Genomic DNA, 19,501 nt, shown 5'->3' with positions numbered 1-19,501 from the left:
CCTAAATCCTACCGGCGACCTTGATGGCGAAGGCGTATTCGAAAGCGATTTCTTCCAGCCGCTGGAACCGCCCCGACGCGCCACCATGTCCGGCGTCCATGTTGGTCTTCAGCAGGATCGGCTCGCTGCCGGTGGTCTTCTCCCGCAGCCGGGCGACCCATTTTGCCGGTTCCCAATAGGTGACGCGCGGATCGGTCAGGCCCCCGAGCGCCAGGATCGCCGGATAGGGCCTGGCATCCACATTGTCGTAGGGGGAGTAGCCGGCAATGATGTTGTAGAATTCGGCGCTCTCGATGGGATTGCCCCATTCCGGCCATTCCGGCGGCGTCAGCGGCAGGGTGTCGTCGAGCATGGTGTTCAGGACATCGACGAAGGGAACGGCGGCGATGATGCCGCGGAACTTCTCCGGCGCCATGTTGGCGATCGCGCCCATCAGCATGCCGCCGGCCGAACCTCCCTCGGCGACGATGTTCGCGTAGGATGTGAACTTCTGCTGATTCAGATAATCAGCCGCGGCGATGAAGTCCCTGAACGTATTGGTCTTCTTCGCCATCTTGCCGTCTTCGTACCATTGAAAGCCCTTGTCCTTGCCGCCGCGGATATGGGCGATGGCATAGACGAAGCCGCGGTCGACGAGCGACAGGCAATTGGTATTGAAGCCGGCCGGAATGGTGATGCCGTAGGCGCCATAGCCGTAGAGGAGGCAGGGCGCCGAACCGTCAAGCGGCGTATCCTTGTGATAGAGGAGCGTCACCGGAACCGTGGCGCCGTCGTAAGCGGGGGCGAAGACGCGGCGCGTCACGTAGTCGTCCGCATCGTGGCCGGAGGGCACTTCCTGGGTCTTCAAGAGCGTGCGCTCGCGCGTCACCATGTTGTAGTCGAAGAGCTGCGAGGGCGTCGTCATCGACGAATAGGAGAAGCGGATGACGTCGGTGTCGTATTCGGCGGCACCCGAAAGCCCCAGTGAATAGGCCTCCTCGGCAAAGGCGATCGCATGTTCTTCACCGGTCTTCCGGTCACGGATGACGATCTCGGGCAGGCCCTCGCGGCGCTGCAACCAGACAAGATGGCGGGCGTAGGCCATGTGGCTGAGGATCAGCGTGCCGGGCCGGTGCGGTACGACCGCGCGCCAGTTTTCCTGCTGCGGCGCATCCACCGGCGCTTCCATGATCTTGAAATCCTTGGCACCGTCGGCATTGGTCAGAATGTAGAAGACCTCGCCGCCCTCGGTCATCGAATATTCAAGGCCGGTCGCACGTTTCGCCACAATCTGCGGCTCGGCCGTCAGGTCCCTGGTCGAAAGCAGCCGGTACTCGCTGGTCTCGTGATCGTGGATGTCTATGTAGATGAAGTCGTCGAGCAGCGACCCGCCGACCGACATGAAGAAGCCGGGGTCGGATTCCTCATAGACGAGCCGATCCTCCGACTGCGCCGTGCCGACGACGTGGTGGTAGATTCGCGACGGCCGGTGGTTCTCGTCGAGGACGGTGTAGAAGAAGCTCTTGCCGTCCGGTGCCCAGGCGCCGCCGCCGCCGGTATTCTCGACCACGTCTGCCAAGTCCTCGCCGGTCGAAAGATCGCGCACCTTCAGCGTGAAATATTCCGATCCCTTGTCGTCATAGCCCCAGATGCCGCGGGCATGGTCGCTCGAATGGTCGAGGCCGGCGATGCGGAAGTAAGCCTTTCCCTCGGCTTCCTTGTCGCCGTCGAGCAGCACCTGGCGGATCGTCTCGTCGCTGGCGGCTCCATCGCGCGGGATACGGAAATAGCGTGGATGCTCGCCGCCCTTCACGTAGGACGTTCCGTAGGCAAAGACGCCGTCCTTCATCGGTACGGAGGAATCGTCCTCCTTGATGCGGCCGCGCATTTCGGCAAACAGCGCCTTCTGCAAATCCTTGGTGTCGGCCATCGCGGCGTTCATGTAGTGGTTTTCCGCCTCGAGATGGCGGCGGATTTCCGGATCGAGGATCGAGGGATCCTTGAACATTGCCTGCCAGTTGTCGGCCCTCAGCCACGCGTAATCATCGGTCCGGCTAATGCCGTGGCGCGTATCCGTGATCGGCTTCTTGTGAGCGACGGGCGCGGCGGGCAGGTTCTTGAAAACGGACAAGGGTCTCTCCGGGATCTCTTCGGTGGGAGATCATGAGATAGAGAGCGCCCGACCGCCGATCAAGCGGAAAGCGCCGCCGCGTGCCGGCGGTAGGTGGCTCTGCCGTCGGAGATCAGGCCGTCGAGGCGGCGAGATTGAGTCCGATGCCCCATGGGTCGGTGAGACGATGGATGCCGCCCTCCTGGCGCACGGAAATCTGGAGTTCGTCGAGCCTTCCGATCACTGCAGCGAGCCCGTCGGCCTCCCGGAAACGGATCGTGTAGTCGGAAAGCCCAGTCATGTTGCCCTGGCGTTTCTCCGCCCCGCGCGAGTTCCAGATATTGGCTGCGACATGATGGTGGTACTTGCCCGAGGCGAAGAAGCTCGCTCCCGGATAGCGCGCCATCAGGTCGAGGCCCAGGATGTCGCGGAAGAAGGCGTCCGCCTGCGGTATGTCGGAGACCTGCAGATGGATGTGGCCGATCACGGTACCGTCCGCCAGGCCGTTCCAGCCGTCTTTCGGTGCCTCGTCATAGAGCGACTGTAGGTCGAGCGGCAAGGTGTTCATCGCGACCGTACCGTCTGCCTGGTAATGCCATTCGCTACGCGGTCGATCGCGGTAGATCTCGATACCGTTACCCTCCGGGTCGGCCAGATAGATCGCCTCGCTGACGAGATGGTCGGAGGCGCCCTGGAGGCGAATGCCGTTGTTCCCGGCATGGGCCAGCCAGCGTCCGAGCTCCAGCCGGTCGGGCACCAGGAACGCGGTGTGGAAAAGGCCGGGCGCGTTGCGCGGCGCCCTTGTCGCGGCCGCGTCCGTCGTCAGCGTCAAGAGGGGCCTTCCGGCGACACCCAGCGTCTCTCCGCTTGCGCTCGTATCGAGCGGAGCAAGGCCGAGCACCTTTTGATACCAGGCCGAGATCATCGGCAGATCCTGCACGACGAGATGGGCCAGGTCGATATAGGCCGGCATCGCTGTCGCGTGATCGGCAGGGAGATTGGTAACAGGCTGCGATTGCATCGTCATTTCCTTGAGCTACGCCTTTTGGAGCGCACCCCGGCTCTCTTAGTACCTGCCGTGGCGCCCTGAACTGTAGCCCAATATGAGCACGTGAAGGAGTTCGGGAAAGCTATTATGTTACTTGATGTTGTGTTCGATGAACGTTGACGGTCGCGGCCGTCGCGCTACCTCATCTTGAATGGTGCGAGCGCGCGAGTGGTGGCCGATTTGATTTCGATCAGTCGGGATCGCCGCCTCCGCTCACTTTCGGCCCGCAGGGCGAAAAATGCGGGATCTGGCATTCCGCTCAAATCCGCCCTCGGGTCCGGAGGATCGCCTCGTTTTCCAGCCGGCGACCGGGAACGCAACAGAAGGGAGCGTGTCTGTATGTACAGGAAGATTATCGTCCCGATCGCGATGGATCAGCTCGAACACGGTGAATCCGTTCTCGGCGTCGCCGAGAAGCTCATCGACGAGGGAGGGGAGATCATCCTCCTCAACGTCGTCGAGGATCTCAACGCCTACGCCCAGGGCTATATGATCGTCGATTTCCCCCTCGAGATGATCGAGGAATCGCGCAGGCATGCGGTCAAGACGCTGGAGGCGCTGAAGACAAAGCATGGCATCAAAGGGCGGATTGAAATTCGCACGGGTGGGGCGGCCGGCACCATCAACGCGCTCGCCAAGGAAGAGAACGCGGACCTGGTGATCATCGCCTCGCACCGTCCGGGGCTGATCGACTATTTCATCGGTTCTACCGCCAGCCGCGTGGTCAGCCACTGCCCCTGTGCCGTTCTCGTCGATCGCTAACCAACAAGAAGAATGCGGTGCGACTTTGCTGTGCCGCGACCCAAGGGAGCCCCCGCAATGGACAAATACGCGCTTGATGATTTTCGCGAAAAGCTTCTGCGCCGCAAAGACGAACTCTATGGCCGTCTGGTGAAGATCGAAGAAGATCTGGACCAGCCGATGAATGCCGACGTGCCGGACCGCGTCACGGAGCGGGAAAACGACGAAGTGCTGGAGGGACTCGGCCTGGCAGGCCAGGGCGAGATCCGTGCCATCGATGCGGCGCTCGACCGGATTGCGGCCGGAACCTATGGAATCTGCGTGCGCTGCGGCGATCCGATTTCTCAGGAAAGATTGCACGCGGTACCGCACGCGCCGCTCTGCCAGACCTGCGCCGCGGAAGTCGCCTCGCGCACCAGATAAAGCGGCCATTCACGGCCGCGCGCCTGGGCCTTCCGGCGCGGCCGTGATCACACTTTTCCACCCGGACCGGCCGCCTTCGCGGGGACCGGGCAATTGTTGTAATGCGTTGCAGAATTTGATCCTTTAGCCCCAAACCGGCGCTTTGCCGGCAATGATCCCTGTGGCACGATGAAGCGATCCGTCGGAGGGGCTACGGTGGGGGCGAGTTGGTTCGACCAGGTCACTGCGGTCCAGGACACGTGCCGATATCGGAAGCGATGCGGGATCTGGAGGGGGCCGCGTGGATATCAGCGAGGTCAAATGGAGCTATGACCGGTCGGAACTGATCGCCGACGGTATTGTCCACGGCATCGGCCTTTCCGCCGCGCTCGTCGGCGTCACGGCCCTGATATTCTACGCAACCGTCTGGAGCACCTCGGGACAGCTTGTCGCTGCCTGGATCTACGGTGCGGGCCTCGTCCTCACCTTGTCGGTATCGTTTCTCTACAATCTCTATCCGATCTGCCGGACGAAGTGGCTCCTGCGCCGCCTGGACCATTCCGCCATCTTCGTGCTGATCGCTGCGACCTATACGCCCTTTCTCCAGCGCGGCTGGGATGATCCGTTCCTCTTTTCGATGCTCTTCGGCATCTGGGCGGTCGCTCTTCTCGGCATCTCGATCAAATGTCTTTTTCCGGGACGGTTCGACCGGTTGATGATCCTTCTCTACCTGGCCATGGGCTGGGGTGGCGTTCTTGCCGCAAAGTCCTTGTTCGCCGCCCTCAACGCAACGACCTTGCTTCTCGTCGTCGTTGGCGGTGTCATCTACTCGATCGGCATCATCTTCCATGTCTGCGAGCGGCTGCGCTTCCAGAACGCCATCTGGCACGGCTTCGTGGTAGCCGGCTCGGCCGTGCACTATTCCGCCGTCCTCAGCTGCATCAGCGGTGCAGCCGCCGCCTGATCGGCAGATCGGCAGGCTTGCAGCGCCGGCCTCCTCACTCGGCTGGCTGGCAATCGTCCGACGGTCGCAGCGCTGCTGCCATGCGCGAGATGACGCCGTCGAAGCTCGTCAGCTTCGACTTGCGATATTGCAGCCGGAAATAGGCGGCGCTGCCGTCGCAGAGCGCGATCGCCCTTGTGTAGAAGACCTCGCGGCCACGAGCGCCCGAGAAGCTCGCCCAGGCGGGTGTCACGCGCGAGTAGAGAATCCTCCAATCGTCGTCTTTCTCGTAGCCGATCCGATCGGCGACATCGGTCTCGAAATCGCCCGCCGGAGGGTGGGTTCCGAACACGATCAGCGTCGCGCCATTGTCGTCGGCACGGAAACTCGCGCCGTCGTCGTTGTCGGTCCTTTGGTGCATCTCGAAACCCGGAGGAATCTCGACCGTGTAGCCGAAACGGGGATTGGAATAGGGGTGCCAATCGTCCTGCGCGACCGCCGGCAGCGCGAGCCCGGAGAGCAGAGCGAACGAAAAAAAGACGCGGCGCATGCGCAGAGCATTCCTTCGGTTGCTTACCTGCCGCTTTCCCTCAGAGAATCGCGCGTTTCCCCGGATGCGTAAAGCCCCTTGCAATGGCTGTGAGATACCGCACCGGCCATGCTCGAACGTTCCGAACCAAGACCTATCCAGTAGTCCTGCCGCCACGTCTTATCTGTTCCCCGCGGAACAGGGACACGTGTTCCTCAATCTTCCTCGAAGGTCATCGCCGTGCCGTTCAGGCAGTAGCGCAAACCCGTCGGTGGAGGGCCGTCGGGGAAGACATGGCCGAGATGGGCATCGCAGTCGGCGCAGCGGATCTCTGTCCGCACCATGTAATGCGACCGGTCGACATATTCGGCAATCGCCTGCTCATCGATCGGCGCGAAATAACTCGGCCAGCCGCAGCCGGAATCGAACTTCGTGTCGGAACGGAAGAGCGCCCGGCCGCAGCAGACGCACCTGTAGGTGCCGAGCCGCTTCTCGTTGAGAAACGGACCGGTGAAAGGGCGTTCCGTGCCATGTTCGCGGGTGATGCGGTATTGCTCCGGTGTCAGCTGTGCCCGCCACTCCGTGTCCGTCTTCTGCATTTTCCGCACTCCTGCGTCGGCCATTGTCAAAACTCCCTTCGATCGCAGCGATTATATAGGATCAAGGCCGCACGCCGACAAACAGAGAAACGGCTGCCGGACGCTGCTGGCGCCGCGCCAATGTCCCGCGCTTAACAGAGAGTTTGTTCGGCTTTGCACAGTATAACCGCGCGGATAACCGAGCACGCAACCGATTTCACTTGAGGCGAACCGGCCCTTCTTCTATGTCCGATATCAAATTGACCGAATGATCAAAGCGGGAAGGAGCATGCCAAGGCGATGGATGTCACGGCCCTGACATTTATGGCGCTCGCGCTTCCTTTCGCTGCGGCCCTTGTCGCTCCTGGGCTGACCCGTTTTCTCGGGCAGAATGCCGCCTGGGTTCTGGCCCTTGCTCCTGCGGCGATTTTCTTGCATTTCTTTCGCTTCGTTCCCGAAGTCGCGAGCGGCGAGAGCCTAACCGGCGGCTATGCGTGGATACCGTCTTTCAACGTCAGCTTTTCCTGGCTGATCGACGGTTTGTCGCTCACCTTCGTGCTGCTGATTTCCGGAATCGGGGCGCTTATCGTCCTCTATTCGGGCGGCTATTTGAAAGGCCACCCGCAACAGGGCCGCTTCTTCTGCTTCATCCTGATGTTCATGGGATCGATGCAGGGGCTCGTCGTCGCCGACAGTTTTCTGATGCTTTTCGTCTTTTGGGAACTGACGTCGATAACGTCCTTCCTGCTGATCGGCTTCGATCACGGCCGCGAGGCCGCGCGCCGCGCCGCTCTGCAGGCCTTGGTCGTCACGGGGGGAGGCGGTCTCCTGCTGCTCGCCGGTCTGCTGATCCTGTGGAATGTCAGCGGTGTCACGCAGCTTTCGCTGCTTCTCTCTTTCGGCTCCGAGTTGAAGGAAAGCCCCTTCTATCTCGCCGCACTGCTGCTGGTCCTCGGCGGCGCCTTCACCAAGTCGGCGCAGTTTCCGTTTCACTTCTGGCTGCCGAATGCGATGGAGGCGCCGACACCGGTTTCGGCCTATCTGCATTCGGCGACGATGGTGAAGGCGGGCGTCTATCTGTTGATGCGCCTCAATCCGGTCCTTGGCGGAACGCCGGAATGGCAGCTCTTCCTGTCGCTCTTCGGCGTCGCGACGCTGGTGATCGGTGCGGCGCTTGCGGTTCGCGAGTCCGATTTGAAGCTGATGCTTGCCTACACGACGATGGCGTCGCTCGGCTTGCTGGTTATGCTGATCGGGCTCGGCTCGCCGCACGCGATCGAGGCGGCGGCGCTCTACCTCGTGGCGCATGCGCTGTTCAAGGGCGCGCTGTTCATGGTGGCGGGCATTCTCGATCACGAAACCGGATCGCGCGACCTGTCGCACCTCGGCGGCCTGCGCTCGACGATGCCGCTGACCTTTTCGGTTGCCCTTGCCGCGGCGCTCTCGATGGGCGGCCTGCCGCCCTTCTTCGGGTTCCTCGCGAAGGAGGAACTCTATTCGGCTTTCACGGCGACGGATTTGCGCTCTGCGCTCTTCGCGACGCTCACTGTCCTCGGCAACGCCCTTATGTTTGCCGTCGCCTTCGCCGTCGCGCTGAAACCCTTCCTGGGGCCGCGCGTGAGCACTCCGAAGCATGCCCACGAGGGGCCGCTGCTTCTATGGATCGGCCCGGCCGTTCTTGCCCTGAAGGGGCTCTCGATCGCGCTCATGTCCGGTTTTGCCCATCGGCTCATCTCGTCGCCCACCGCCTCGGCGATCGCCGGCGAGCCAAGGACGGTCGAGATATCGCTCGCGCCGCATCTCGGTCTGCCGCTCGTGCTTTCTGCTTTGACGGTGGCGCTCGGCCTCGCCTTCTACGTCAATCTTGCCCGTTTGCGCGCCGCGATGAAGGCAATCCTCATCGATATCGGCTGGGGCCCGGATCGGGGCTTCGACCAATTCATGCGAGGTCTCGTGCGCTTCGCGGTAGCGGTGACGCGGCGGCTGCAAGGCGGTCGCTTCGAAGTCTACATGACCGCCACCTTCGCGCTCGTCGCCTTCATCCTTCTGGCGGTGCCGTTGCGCTACGGCGAGTTCCCGCGCGCCCCCTTCTTCTCCGCGGACGTTCCGGCGCACGAGCTCGCCATCATGGCAATCGCCGTCGGCGGTCTCTTCGCTGTCGTCGTTGCCGCCGACCGCCTCACCGCGATCGTATCGCTCGGCATTCAGGGATTCGCCGTCGCCGTGATCTACCTGCTCTACGGAGCGCCGGACCTGTCCTTCACGCAACTCATGGTCGAAACCCTGTCGGTCGTGGTACTGGCCCTGGTGATGACCCGCCTGCAGCTCTCACCCGCCGACCACCGACCGCTCCCGGAGAAACTACGCGACGTTGCGATAGCGCTTGCCTGCGGCCTCGGCTTCGGCCTGTTCCTTCTGAGGGTCACCGCCGTGCCTTTCGACAGGACATTGACGGAGTTCTTCAACCTCTACTCGAAGTCGGTTGCGCATGGGGCGAACGTCGTCAACGTGATCATCGTCGATTTCCGCGCCACGGACACGCTCGGCGAAATTGCCGTTGTGATGATTACCGGCCTTGCGATCCTGGCGCTGGTGCGTCTAAGGGCCGGTTCGCTCAAGCGTGCCGTGGCGCCGGAGCTCTCCACGGACGAAAGTGCCATGGAGGAACGGGTATGAAGTCGGTGATCTTCCGGACGGTCGCCCCCGTCCTGACGAGCCTGATGGCGCTCTTCTCCATCTTCGTACTGCTGCGCGGCCATAATGAGCCCGGCGGCGGCTTCATCGGCGGCTTGATCGCCGTTTCCGCCTTGGCGATCTATGGCATGGCCTACGGTGTCGAGACGGTAAGGCGGGCCATCTTCTTCCATCCGATGGCAATCGCCGGGGCCGGGCTCCTCGCAGCCACCCTTGCAGGCCTGATCTCGATCTTCGCAAGGGTCCCGTTCATGACCGGGCTCTGGATCTATCCGGCCATTCTCGGCCTCGAGGTGCCGCTCTCCACCGTGCTCCTCTTCGACGCCGGCGTGTACCTTGTGGTTGTGGGCGCCATCGGTTCGATCGCGCTGTCGCTCGAAGAGCGGGGAGGCGAGTGATGGAGGCCTGGTTCGCCTTGCTCGTCGGCATCTTCTTCACCGTTGCCGTTTACCTCCTGCTCTCGAAGTTCATCATCCGCGTGCTCCTGGGCGTCGCCATCCTGGGGAATGCGGTGAACCTGCTGATTTTCGCCGGCGGCCGGCTGACGCGCGACGTGCCGCCGATCATACCCGACGGGGCCGAGGCGCTGGTTGCTCCGGCGGCCAACGCGCTCCCCCAGGCGTTGATCCTGACGGCGATCGTCATCTCCTTTTCGTTCTTCGCTTTCCTGCTCGTTCTTTCCTGGCGTGCCTACAAGGATCTAGCGACGGATAACACGGACGAGATGCGCGTCGCCGAACCGGTGGACGAGCCGGTCCCTCCGCTTGGATATTGACCGCGTCATGGCCGCTTCGATCGCCCCTTCCGCCGACCTTTCCACAGCGCTCGTTCATGCGCCGCCGACGGCGGCCGCATGGCTGGTGATCCTGCCGGTCGCCTGGTGCCTCGCGGTCGGGGCGCTCCTGGTGATGCTGCGCCGCCCGATCGCCCTTCATCCGACCATTGCCATTGTCGGCCTTGCCGGGCTCGTGCTGATCGACGGGCTGCTTCTCAGGGAGGTCGCCGAAAACGGTCCAATGACCATGGTCATGGGGCGCTGGCTGCCTCCCTTCGGCATCGCCTTCACCGCCGATCTGACCGGGGCCTTGTTCGCCCTTGCCGCCGCGATTGTAGCGCTGGTCGCCGGCGTTTTCTCGCTTGCGGATATCAACGACAGCGGCCGCCGCTACGGCTTCTATCCGTTGCTGATGTTGCTGATGGCGGGCGTCTCGGGTGCCTTTCTGACCGGCGACATCTTCAATCTTTACGTCTGGTTCGAGGTGCTGCTGATCTCGTCCTTCGGCCTTCTCGTCCTTGGCTCGGAACCTGAGCAGATAGACGGCACGGTGAAATACGGCTTTCTCAATCTGGTCGCCACGACGCTGTTCCTGATCGCGACCGGATATCTCTATGCCGTGCTCGGGACGCTCAACATGGCAGATATCGCCCGAAAGGCCGAGGGACTGCGCGACAGCGCGCCCCTGGTGACGCTGGCTGGCCTCTTCATGCTCGCCTTCGCCATGAAGGCCGCGGCCTTCCCCGTGAACTTCTGGCTGCCCGCCTCCTACCATACTCCCCGCGTCGTCGTGTCCGCTCTCTTCGGAGGATTGCTCACCAAGGTCGGCGTCTACGCCTTGGTCCGCGTTATGGTCATGCTTTTCCCGGTGGAACGGGAGGAACTGAGCTTCGTCCTCGCCGTTGCCGGGGCCCTGACGATGATCGTCGGCGTGCTCGGCGCACTGGCGCAGACGGATTTCCGCCGCATTCTCGGCTACCTCATTGTTTCCGGCATCGGCTCGATGCTCGCCGGTATCGCCGTCGGTGGACCCGGCGGCACTGGGGGAGCCATCTTCTATGCGCTGCATTCCATGCTCGTGATGACGGGACTTTACTTCGCTTCCGGGATCGCCCTACGCCTCGGTGCGAGTTCCTCGATCGACACGCTCGCCGGCCTTTACCGCAGGCACGCCGGATTTGCCGCTCTCACGTTGATGTTATGTTTCGCCGTCTCCGGGCTTCCGCCCTTTTCCGGATTTTGGCCGAAGGTTATGCTCGTCAAGGCAGCTCTTGATATCGGCGCCTGGTGGCTTGCCGCTACGCTTCTTCTTGCGGGGTTTCTGACAACGATCGTCACCGGCCGCCTTTTTCTTCTGGCTTTCTGGCGGGAGGGGGCGCATGCGGCCGGCGAGGTTGAGGCGCTGTCGCCAGCGACATTGGGCCCGCTGGCGGTGCTCACCGGTCTGACCTTATTGATCGGTCTTTACCCGGAGCCGTTGCTGGTGATGATCCAGAACGCCGCAGCAGGCCTCGCGGAGCCGTCGGGCTACGTGGATTCGGTCTTCCCGGGGGGGCGGCCGTGATGAAATTCCTGCAGATCAATCTGATTTTCACCGTCATCTGGGGTGCCATCAGCGCCAGTTTCACGCCCGCGAATCTTGTGCTCGGCTTTGCCGTCGGCGCCTTGTCCCTGTGGCTGATCCGGCGCGAGCTGCAGCTGGTCACCTACCCGCTCAGACCATTGCGGCTGGTGCTGCTTGCGGCCCTGTTTTTCAAGGAGCTTGCCGTTTCGGCAGTCAAAGTCGCCAGTCTTGTCTTGCGCTCGCGCATGCGCCTGAAGCCCGGTATCTTCGCCTATCCGCTGACTGCCAAGAGCGATTTCGAGATCACTTTGCTCGCCAATCTCATCACGCTCACCCCCGGCACGCTTTCCGTCGACATATCCGAGGACCGCAAGACCCTCTATGTGCACGCGCTCGACTGCGCAGATCCGGGCGCCTTGCGGCAGGAGATTGCGCGCGGCTTCGAGAGGCGCATCCGGGAGGCTTTCGAACGATGACGCCCGCACCTGTCCTGGCCGCAGCGACCAGTCTTGCGCTCCTGCTCCTGTCTCTCGCCCTGCTGATGACGATGCTGCGCATTATCCGCGGGCCGACATTGCCGGATCGGGTACTCGGCCTCGATATGCTGGTTGCGATTGCGATCGGCTTCATCGCGGTCATAGCGATCAAGACCGGCTTCAACCTCTATATCGACATCGGGATTGCCCTCGGTCTTGTCGGCTTCCTCGCGACAGTCGCCTTCGCACGCTTCATCCTGACGCGCGGCCTCGCGCCGGAGCAGGCGGAAGAGGGCACTGTGGCACCGGGCATAAAACCAGCGTTGAAACGGGGCGGGGCTCTGCAGGCTGGCCGCCGCAAACGCCGGGGAGGGCGCTGATGGGGACGCTAATAGTAGCCGCGATCACGCTTCTCGTTGCACTCATCATCGTGGTCGGTGCGTGCTTTTCACTGCTGGCGGCCCTGGGGCTTCTCCGCTTCCCGGATCTTTACACGCGCATGCATGCCGCCTCCAAAGCGGGTACTGTCGGTTCGGGGCTGTTGCTGGTCGCAGCCGGGCTGCATTCGCTCGATTCTGCCGTCTTCTTCCGCGCACTTGCCGGCTTTGTTTTCCTGGTGCTGACGGCGCCGATCTCGGCGCATCTGTTGGCGAAAGCTGCACATCAGGCCGGTTACAGGATGACGAAACTGTCGGTTATAGATCAGCTGCCGCAAAAGGAAGAGCCGCGGCGCCATTGATTGGCGGCATTTCTGTCTCTGTATTTCGGCGACAATTCCGCCACGTGTGACAATTTTAGTGATCTGAAATAGATTTGCTGCGCACTGGCAAAAATTATGTTTTGACTTTTTGCAGATCAGTGTTAAGCCAGTAACCGCAAAGTGTCGTCGTATTCAATACTTTGAACTGGAATTCCAGCTTGAGTTGTGATTCTTATCCGTTGCTTTGAGGTGCCAAGGGGTACGGCACCTTGGTGACGGATTTCGCTGTCACGAATCGAGCCTTGATGTTGCGGCGGAGCGGTGCTCCCGTTGCGCGGTTATCGCTCAGTTCCAAGGCAGCAAGCGCTGTTCGGCGGCATTTTGGCACGTCCTCCCCCTGAGACCCTGTCTCAGGTTTTGTTGCTGGATTCCGATAGGAGAAAAAAATGAGTGAGAATACGCTCGGTGCGAGCAACGAACTCCTGGTTGAGCTGACGGCGGAAATCGTTGCCGCCTATGTCAGCAACCACGTGGTTCCTGTTGCCGAGCTGCCGACGCTGATAGCCGATGTCCATTCGGCTCTCAATAATACGACGGCTCCCGCGCCGGTGGTCGTTCCGGTCGAAAAGCCGAAGCCGGCAGTCTCCGTTCGCAAGTCCGTGCAGGATGACCAGATCACCTGCCTCGAATGCGGCGGCACGTTCAAATCGCTGAAGCGCCACTTGATGACGCACCACAATCTTTCGCCGGAAGAGTATCGCGAGAAGTGGGATCTGCCTGCGGACTATCCGATGGTGGCGCCGGCCTACGCGGAAGCCCGCTCGCGCCTCGCCAAGGAAATGGGGCTGGGGCAGCGTCGCAAGCGTCGCGGCAAGTAAGCCCGGCAACGGACGGGCGAAAGCTCGGGCACCGTGAACCGATGCCTGATGGCTGCAGAGTGGCTGTTGAATTGGAAGCCGGGCTGTATCAGTCCGGCTTTTTGGCGCCTGGCTTTTGCAGTTCCGCCTCGCCTATATCACGCCGGCAGGCGTGTCTCGGCTTCGCCCTTGATCCTCCGGATCATCGAGCGCAGGCCGTTGGCGCGCTGCGACGAGAGATGCTCGATGAGGCCGATCTTGCCGAAGATATCGAGAGCGTCGATTCTGGCGATCTCGGAGGCGCGCTTGCCCGAAAAGATCGCAAGCGCGATCGCCACCAGGCCACGGACGATGTGCGCGTCCGATTCGCCCTCGAAGGTCAGCACCGGATCCTCCGGATTGCCGGAGGTGCGGGTCACCAGCCAAACCTGGCTGGCGCAGCCCTGAACCTTGTTCTCGCTGGTCCTCCAGACTTCGGGCATTTCCGGCAGGCTCTTGCCCAGTTCGATGACGTAGCGGTAGCGGTCTTCCCACTCGTCGAGAAAGGCGAAATCGTCGATGATCTGGTCAAGTGAAACCATGGCTGATCCGAATGTGGCGCACTCTCGATCGACTGCGCCCTGCTCCGTCCCGTGCCAACCCGGCGGCCGGGATCCCATTCATCCATCATATAGGGGATGCGGGCCGCAAAGAGAACAGCCCTATCGCTTCCAGGAAGGTTTCATTCCGCTGAGGCTTCGACAGAAACCGACGCGAGGAGACGGGCGTCTTCGCGGCGGCACAGTTGCCAGCCGAGGCATTCCGGCAGAACTGTGCTAATTGGTCGGAGCCGACTTGGGGTCAAGGCGTCTTTCCGGGACCGGCGTGCGCTTGAAGGCCGGCATGGCTTCATTCTCGGACTCAGCCGGCAAGAGGTCTTCGGCAGTCCCCACGGTGCCGGTCATGACCTTGGCGTCGGGCGTTCCGGTGCCGGTTTCGGCAAATTGGCTGTCCAGGAACTCGTAGGCGATGCGCGCACCCTCACGGGCACGATGGCCGAGAGCGACGAAGGTCTCGGCACCTTTCTCGCAAACCTCCGGCTTCTGGATGCAAATCGCACGGATATACTGGAAGGCTTCGTTGGCGGCAGAGAAGGTATCGCCGATCTCCACCTTCGGCCCATTCTCCAGCTTGGCGCTGCTCGACGGGTCAAGGAAAGGCAGCAACACGAGCACCAGCGAAAACCAGAACGTCGCCTTTACGAGAAACCACATGTTCTGCCCATCCTCTGTCAAGCCGCCGCTTCCGGTCTTCTGAGCCGGATTGGTGTCTTCGGCATGCCCTCTATCGCCTACGCCTTTTGTTGCCCAGTGGCGATGTCGCTGCGCTCCGGGCTCGTACTGCGAGCGACGGTAGAATAGGAATCACAAGACGGATTTTCGAGAAATGCCGGGATTTGCTTCAAATTTTAGCGAACTGGCCGATTCTGGCTTTCCTGGCGGGTGCTCGTTCCGCATTTTAACGATCGCCGTTAAGGTTCGTGGCAAGCTATGTGGCGCCAGGCCCGAGAGCCTCGACACCGCCGCCGGCGCGCTCTGCCCAAATTGTTAACGGCAAGCAGAAAATCCACCAAAATCCGCTGCTTACGCACCGTTAACCACAAGAGACGAAGCTCACCGGATTTGCTTCGAAATGGGAATTTTCGCCCCTTTCGCCTGTCCGCGCGGGGGCGGCGCTTATCCTTTCATTAAGTCGGGAATGCGAGATTCGGACCATCACGAGGCGGTCCGGTTTACCCGCTTGCGAACTGCGCAAGGACTGTGGGCCTGCCCTCGCAAAAACAATAAAGGTGGCAGGGCAAGCGTGAGTGTATTGCGTAACATGGCTGGCAAATGGGCATCCCGCGTGGATGAAGCCGCCGCAGCGTGGTTGCCGCGCCGTCCGGATGGCCCCGTTGCGGAACGCTATGATTTCAGGCGACTGCGCACCATGGCCGCCGTCTCCCTGACGGCACTGCCGATCATGCCGCTGGCCTTGTCGGCTGTCCTGCCCGTTTCCGTGGCATTGCCGGCGGGAACGGCGCTCTGGGCGTCGGCCTCGTTGCTGGCCGCGGCCGCGAGCATTGCGGCACGCCGCATGGTACCTGCCTCCGCAGAGACGGAGCCGTCGAGCGCTATCGACCTGCCTGATCTTTCTGCGGCCTATGATCTCTTTGCCGGCCTTGTCACGGTTCACGACCCGCGCGGGCACGTGCTGTCCGTCCATGGGCGCGATGCCGCCGATCACCTGAAGTTGATGCGCGACCCACGCGGTGGCGGCTTCATCGAACAGATTCACGTATCCGACCGCATCACCTTCCTGAGGGCGATCGATGCATTGCGCCAGGATGGGGAGCACTCGGCGATCGATGTCCGGCTCGAGCGCCCGTCGGCCTCCGCCGATGGCGCGCAGTTCGTGCACATGCGCTGCGAGATGACGCCCCTTCGCGATGCCGAGGGGCGCCTGATGGCGATCATCGCCCAATCCCGCGACGTCTCGGACGAGGCCCGCCTGCGGGCGGAAGTCGCCGCCAAGGCAGCGCATGCCGAATCGGCCAACGATGCCAAGACGCGCTTCCTTGCAGCTGTCAGCCATGAGTTGCGCACACCGCTCAATGCCATTCTCGGCTTTTCGGATGTACTTTCCGGAGAGTATTTCGGCAGGTTGGAGAATGACCGGCAACGGGAATATGTTTCATTGATCCACCGTTCCGGCACGCATCTGCTTTCCGTCGTCAACACGATGCTCGACGTGAGCAAGATCGAGGCGGGCCGCTATGAGCTGGTGCCCGAGCCTTTCCGGATCGCCGACGCGATCGCCGCTTGCGAAGCAATGCTGTCGCATCAGGCGCGCGAAAAAGGCGTGAGGCTGGCAAGCCGCGTGACGCGGTCGGTGAGTGAAATCAATGCCGACCAGCGCGCCGTCCAGCAGATCCTCATCAATCTCGTCGGCAATGCCGTGAAGTTTACGGAAAAGGGCGGCCTCGTCACCGTCGATGCGGAACTCGACGGTGCGGCGCTGAAGTTGACCGTCAGCGATACCGGCATCGGTATTGCCGAAGACAAGCTGGAAATGCTCGGCCAACCTTTTGTCCAGATTCAAAATGACTATACGCGCCGCTACGAGGGAACCGGTCTCGGCCTGTCGCTGGTCAAGGGCCTCGTCGAATTGCATGGCGGCAGGATTTCGATCCGCAGTTCGGAAGGCGAGGGGACAGTGGTCGTGGTGTCCATACCGCGCGACGGCTCCGGTATCTTCGAGCGGGAGCAGGCGAGCACGCGCGGGACAGTGGAGTTTCCGCCGCGGTTGAAGGAGCGCGACGAAACGACGAGCGATTTGCGACTGCAGACAGAGGCTTCCGAAAGAATAGTCAGGGAAAGGGGACATGGCGCCGCGCAAGCGAAAACAGCCTGAGCGGAAACGCGGCGGGCGGCCGCGGCCAGGCCTCGCGTTGCGCGGACTGGCGCTCGCGGGTCAGGGCCTCGGCCGTTGCGCGGTGCTTGCCGGCCGGTTGATCGCGCACCATCCGGTAGGAGCCGGCGGGTCGGCAGCCTTCGCCGTCGTGTTCAGTTTCGTGGCGGCGAACGCCATGTGGTATCAGCCTGGTACCCATCCCTCGCCGCTGTTGCGCACGCGAGTTCCGCTGGTCGGCCCCGAGGTTGCCGAGCGTTTGGCCGCCGCCAATGGCGAAGCCGTCGAGCTGCGCAAGGTGACGACCTTCGTGATCGAACGCGAAGGTGAGGTGGAGACCCAACAGGTGAATGACACGGTCGCAGCGCAAGGGGGTTCGCCTGAGCGGCCGACGGAGACCATGCCGGAGATGGGTGCTGCCCTACCGTCGGCCCTTGTCGCCGATGTCCAGAGGGAACTGGCCCGGCTCGGCCTTTACGGCGGCAAGCCGGATGGCCGCAGCGGTCCGAAGACCGCATCCGCCATCCTTCGCTTCGAAAAGCGCGCCGGTCGCATGGAGACCGGGGTGGCCAGCTCCGATCTCCTTCAGGCGCTCCGGGCAGAGCACGGTTCCGAGCTGGCCGTCGCAGCCCCCAGCAATCGCCCTTATTCCGATCCGAAGACGATGGCCGCCGAAATCGATTCGGTCGCCGCGGCAATCCGCACTGCGGAAGGGGATGCAACGCTCATTCCGCGTGCCGAGATTCCTGTATCGAGCGAGCTGGTTATGAATATCCAGAAGGGGCTGAGCAATCTCGCCTATGCCGATATCGTCGTCGACGGCGTTGCCGGAGATCAGACACGGGCGGCGATCCGCCATTTCGAGAAGCACTACCGGCTTCCACAGACCGGTGAGCCGAATGGCAAGGTTCTCGAGAAGCTGAAGGAAATCGGCGCGCTCTGAGCGACGGCCGAGAAGCCGCGCAGTTGAACGCCCGTGCGGTCATTTGCATATCGATCATCGCGCGTGTATCTGCCTGCAATGCGCGTGAAAACCCATATCTTCGTCGCTTCGCTCCTGCGCCGCGTTTTTTCGAGCGGCGGTTATGCCGCCGTGCTGCGCAAGGGAGCGGAAGAGGCCGGGGCGATCTTCGTTCGCCACCGCACCCGCGCCGGAATGGAGACGCTCTATGGACCGGCGCCGCAGAGCTTCTTCGAGGAGGAAGGCGATAGCATCCGTAAGTTCGAGATTCGGCTGCGGGACGCGGAGGCGGAAAACGTCGACAGCGCCCTCTCATCCGAAATCCGCTTCGACCCGGATTGCTGGATCGTCGAGATCGAGCTCGACGATTGCGGCGACCTGTTGCAGGTCGTCGCGGATACTGACGCCAGCCGTTGAGCGCGAAATCCGCAGGGCCGCGACGAGGCGGCGCGTTATTTTCGCCCGATGTTCCGCTTGGCCTGTGCCGCAATCGGAGGGGCAGCGGCAGCCGTGCGGGTTTCAGGCCGAAGCGAGTCGGATGCTCGATTCCCGGCGAAATGGGTTTCGTGCCGGACCGGCCTTGCGGCTCCGTCCCGGTCGGCGCGTATCCAGGATTCGACGCGTTCGAGGCTCGTCTTGCGGTCGATGCTCCTGATCAGTGCCTCGGCCCGGCTGCCTGAGCCGAGCCTATCGGAAAGATGCGGGTAAAGCGCCAGAAGCAGCGGGGCCAGCTCCCGGGCGGGAAAGTCGAGCGCTGCCAGCGTTACGGCAAGCTGTTGGCCGGAAACATCCAGGAGGATTCTTTCAGCAAGCGCGCGGCTCGCTCCCAGAGCGTCGGCAAGCGCCGTCGCGAAAAGGACCGGCTCGCCGTTGCGGGCAAACCGCAGAAGCAGCGCCTGATGAAGCTCGTCGATCGGCTGAATACGTGCCCCTTCGTGGGGAGGCTTGGACCCGGCGCGCGCCAGCCCCCTGATCTCCTCACGCAACTTGTTTTCCCGGGCGACGCGCTCGGAAGAAGGGCGATCGTCGGCCGTGGCCGGCGAGGACGGCACGGCCGCGACGGGCATGTCGGCGCGCGGCGCGGCGGCGGTGAGCTGGTGGTGTTCGACAAGCGCGTCGACGACCGATGGCGAAAGGTTCTCCCGGTGCGCGATCGCATTGGCATGGGCGGCGCCCTGCTGGCGAATTATCGACATGAGGGTCCGGTCCGGGATCGCTTTCGACCGGGTAAGAAAGATCGCGGCGATCGAGATCGGCATGCTGCCGATCAGCAGCGCAACCGATTCGGGCACATGGGCACATTGCGACAGGGCGGCCGCCGCCTGACGGCGCGCTTCGTTGCTGGAGCCGAGGAAGAGCGGTTCGAAGAGTTCGGCAAACTGCTTGAGGTCGGACTTGCGCGGAATGCGAAGGCTTTCGAAGCCGGTGACGGTCGCCATCAGCACGACGTCCTTCAGTCGGCCCGTCTGTGGCCTTTCCAACTCACGAAACCGGTTCGTCACGACAAATCCCAGATGCAAAAGCATGACGCCATTGCCGATGGCTCGGAACGGCACACGTCTCAAAAAATAGATCGAAAACGTTAGCGTAGCATTAACTATGGACCTTGAGGCTTTATTCAGGCTTGCGGCATCCGCGTGGCGGCCGGTTGGCGCTGCATGTTTCCTCAAATCGGAGCCGATTCAAGATGAAATCATCCAGCAATTCAAAGTGCT

At 62.4% G+C, this 19,501-nt stretch carries 21 protein-coding genes; 14 read left to right on the top strand and 7 right to left on the bottom strand.

The annotated features are described in order from the left end of the window. Position 1: 1 nt before the first annotated feature. Together AU381_RS07160 and AU381_RS07155 are read right to left on the bottom strand one after the other, a co-directional pair. A complete protein-coding gene (locus tag AU381_RS07160; protein WP_064241058.1) occupies positions 2 to 2,110 on the bottom strand; it encodes a S9 family peptidase in 2,109 nt (702 codons plus the stop codon). Positions 2,111 to 2,222: 112 nt separating this feature from the next. Next, on the bottom strand, positions 2,223 to 3,110 hold the full coding sequence (locus AU381_RS07155) for a VOC family protein (RefSeq protein WP_064241057.1): 888 nt from the start codon (positions 3,108 to 3,110) through the stop codon (positions 2,223 to 2,225). Positions 3,111 to 3,476: 366 nt separating this feature from the next. Here AU381_RS07155 and AU381_RS07150 point away from each other — a divergent pair, with 366 nt between their 5' ends. The 3 genes from AU381_RS07150 to trhA all read left to right on the top strand — a co-directional run bounded on the left by AU381_RS07150 (position 3,477) and on the right by trhA (position 5,244). Further along, complete coding sequence (locus AU381_RS07150; protein WP_064241056.1) at positions 3,477 to 3,899, top strand: universal stress protein; 423 nt, start codon at positions 3,477 to 3,479, stop codon at positions 3,897 to 3,899. Positions 3,900 to 3,956: 57 nt separating this feature from the next. Continuing rightward, on the top strand, positions 3,957 to 4,301 hold the full coding sequence (locus AU381_RS07145; protein WP_064241055.1) for a TraR/DksA family transcriptional regulator: 345 nt from the start codon (positions 3,957 to 3,959) through the stop codon (positions 4,299 to 4,301). Positions 4,302 to 4,581: 280 nt separating this feature from the next. Then, positions 4,582 to 5,244 carry a PAQR family membrane homeostasis protein TrhA gene (gene trhA / locus AU381_RS07140; protein ID WP_064241054.1) on the top strand — a complete coding sequence of 221 codons (663 nt, stop codon included), beginning with the start codon at positions 4,582 to 4,584 and terminating at the stop codon, positions 5,242 to 5,244. Between the two features lie 34 nt (positions 5,245 to 5,278). Here the strand turns inward: trhA and AU381_RS07135 are convergent, their stop codons facing one another. Further along, entirely contained in the window at positions 5,279 to 5,773 is a 495-nt protein-coding gene (locus AU381_RS07135; protein WP_064241053.1) for a hypothetical protein, read from the bottom strand. A 194-nt stretch (positions 5,774 to 5,967) separates the two neighbouring features. Continuing rightward, positions 5,968 to 6,375 (bottom strand): peptide-methionine (R)-S-oxide reductase MsrB, encoded by a 408-nt coding sequence (msrB, locus tag AU381_RS07130; protein ID WP_064241052.1) that lies wholly within the window; start codon positions 6,373 to 6,375, stop codon positions 5,968 to 5,970. Positions 6,376 to 6,630: 255 nt separating this feature from the next. Here msrB and AU381_RS07125 point away from each other — a divergent pair, with 255 nt between their 5' ends. From AU381_RS07125 to mucR, 8 genes are all read left to right on the top strand, one after another. Then, positions 6,631 to 9,006, top strand: a complete 2,376-nt coding sequence (locus AU381_RS07125) for a putative monovalent cation/H+ antiporter subunit A (RefSeq protein ID WP_064241051.1) — start codon at positions 6,631 to 6,633, stop codon at positions 9,004 to 9,006. Further along, on the top strand, positions 9,003 to 9,422 hold the full coding sequence (locus tag AU381_RS07120) for a Na(+)/H(+) antiporter subunit B (protein ID WP_064241050.1): 420 nt from the start codon (positions 9,003 to 9,005) through the stop codon (positions 9,420 to 9,422). The genes AU381_RS07125 and AU381_RS07120 overlap by 4 nt, the downstream gene beginning before the upstream one ends. After that, on the top strand, positions 9,422 to 9,799 hold the full coding sequence (locus tag AU381_RS07115; protein ID WP_064241049.1) for a Na+/H+ antiporter subunit C: 378 nt from the start codon (positions 9,422 to 9,424) through the stop codon (positions 9,797 to 9,799). The genes AU381_RS07120 and AU381_RS07115 overlap by 1 nt, the downstream gene beginning before the upstream one ends. Before the next feature lie 7 nt (positions 9,800 to 9,806). Continuing rightward, positions 9,807 to 11,363, top strand: a complete 1,557-nt coding sequence (locus AU381_RS07110; RefSeq protein WP_064241048.1) for a Na+/H+ antiporter subunit D — start codon at positions 9,807 to 9,809, stop codon at positions 11,361 to 11,363. Beyond that, positions 11,363 to 11,839, top strand: a complete 477-nt coding sequence (locus AU381_RS07105) for a Na+/H+ antiporter subunit E (protein ID WP_064241047.1) — start codon at positions 11,363 to 11,365, stop codon at positions 11,837 to 11,839. The genes AU381_RS07110 and AU381_RS07105 overlap by 1 nt, the downstream gene beginning before the upstream one ends. Further along, on the top strand, positions 11,836 to 12,219 hold the full coding sequence (locus AU381_RS07100) for a cation:proton antiporter (protein ID WP_064241046.1): 384 nt from the start codon (positions 11,836 to 11,838) through the stop codon (positions 12,217 to 12,219). The genes AU381_RS07105 and AU381_RS07100 overlap by 4 nt, the downstream gene beginning before the upstream one ends. After that, a complete protein-coding gene (gene mnhG / locus AU381_RS07095; RefSeq protein WP_064241045.1) occupies positions 12,219 to 12,578 on the top strand; it encodes a monovalent cation/H(+) antiporter subunit G in 360 nt (119 codons plus the stop codon). The genes AU381_RS07100 and mnhG overlap by 1 nt, the downstream gene beginning before the upstream one ends. 407 nt (positions 12,579 to 12,985) lie before the next feature. Further along, positions 12,986 to 13,417 carry an exopolysaccharide biosynthesis transcriptional regulator MucR gene (mucR, locus tag AU381_RS07090; RefSeq protein ID WP_012707336.1) on the top strand — a complete coding sequence of 144 codons (432 nt, stop codon included), beginning with the start codon at positions 12,986 to 12,988 and terminating at the stop codon, positions 13,415 to 13,417. A gap of 137 nt (positions 13,418 to 13,554) precedes the next feature. Here mucR and AU381_RS07085 read toward each other — a convergent pair whose 3' ends face one another. Beyond that, positions 13,555 to 13,977, bottom strand: coding sequence for a SufE family protein (locus AU381_RS07085; RefSeq protein ID WP_064241044.1), 423 nt, complete (start codon positions 13,975 to 13,977; stop codon positions 13,555 to 13,557). Positions 13,978 to 14,211: 234 nt separating this feature from the next. Next, complete coding sequence (locus tag AU381_RS07080; protein WP_064241043.1) at positions 14,212 to 14,649, bottom strand: DUF5330 domain-containing protein; 438 nt, start codon at positions 14,647 to 14,649, stop codon at positions 14,212 to 14,214. Between the two features lie 607 nt (positions 14,650 to 15,256). Here AU381_RS07080 and AU381_RS07075 point away from each other — a divergent pair. The 3 genes from AU381_RS07075 (at position 15,257) to AU381_RS07065 (ending at position 18,203) form a co-directional block, all read left to right on the top strand. Beyond that, positions 15,257 to 16,828 (top strand): sensor histidine kinase, encoded by a 1,572-nt coding sequence (locus AU381_RS07075; protein WP_064241042.1) that lies wholly within the window; start codon positions 15,257 to 15,259, stop codon positions 16,826 to 16,828. Beyond that, entirely contained in the window at positions 16,800 to 17,768 is a 969-nt protein-coding gene (locus AU381_RS07070; protein WP_064241041.1) for a peptidoglycan-binding domain-containing protein, read from the top strand. Before AU381_RS07075 ends, AU381_RS07070 begins: the two co-directional genes overlap by 29 nt. A 78-nt stretch (positions 17,769 to 17,846) precedes the next feature. Beyond that, positions 17,847 to 18,203 (top strand): DUF1491 family protein, encoded by a 357-nt coding sequence (locus AU381_RS07065; RefSeq protein ID WP_064241845.1) that lies wholly within the window; start codon positions 17,847 to 17,849, stop codon positions 18,201 to 18,203. Positions 18,204 to 18,238: 35 nt separating this feature from the next. Here the strand turns inward: AU381_RS07065 and AU381_RS07060 are convergent, their stop codons facing one another. After that, entirely contained in the window at positions 18,239 to 19,312 is a 1,074-nt protein-coding gene (locus AU381_RS07060; RefSeq protein ID WP_064241844.1) for a DUF2336 domain-containing protein, read from the bottom strand. Positions 19,313 to 19,501 lie beyond the last annotated feature (189 nt).

The organism is Sinorhizobium glycinis (assembly GCF_001651865.1).
Classification (GTDB): Bacteria; Pseudomonadota; Alphaproteobacteria; order Rhizobiales; family Rhizobiaceae; genus Sinorhizobium; species Sinorhizobium glycinis.
Note: the sequence above shows the minus strand (reverse complement) of the source record. Positions and strands in the feature narration are given on the sequence as shown.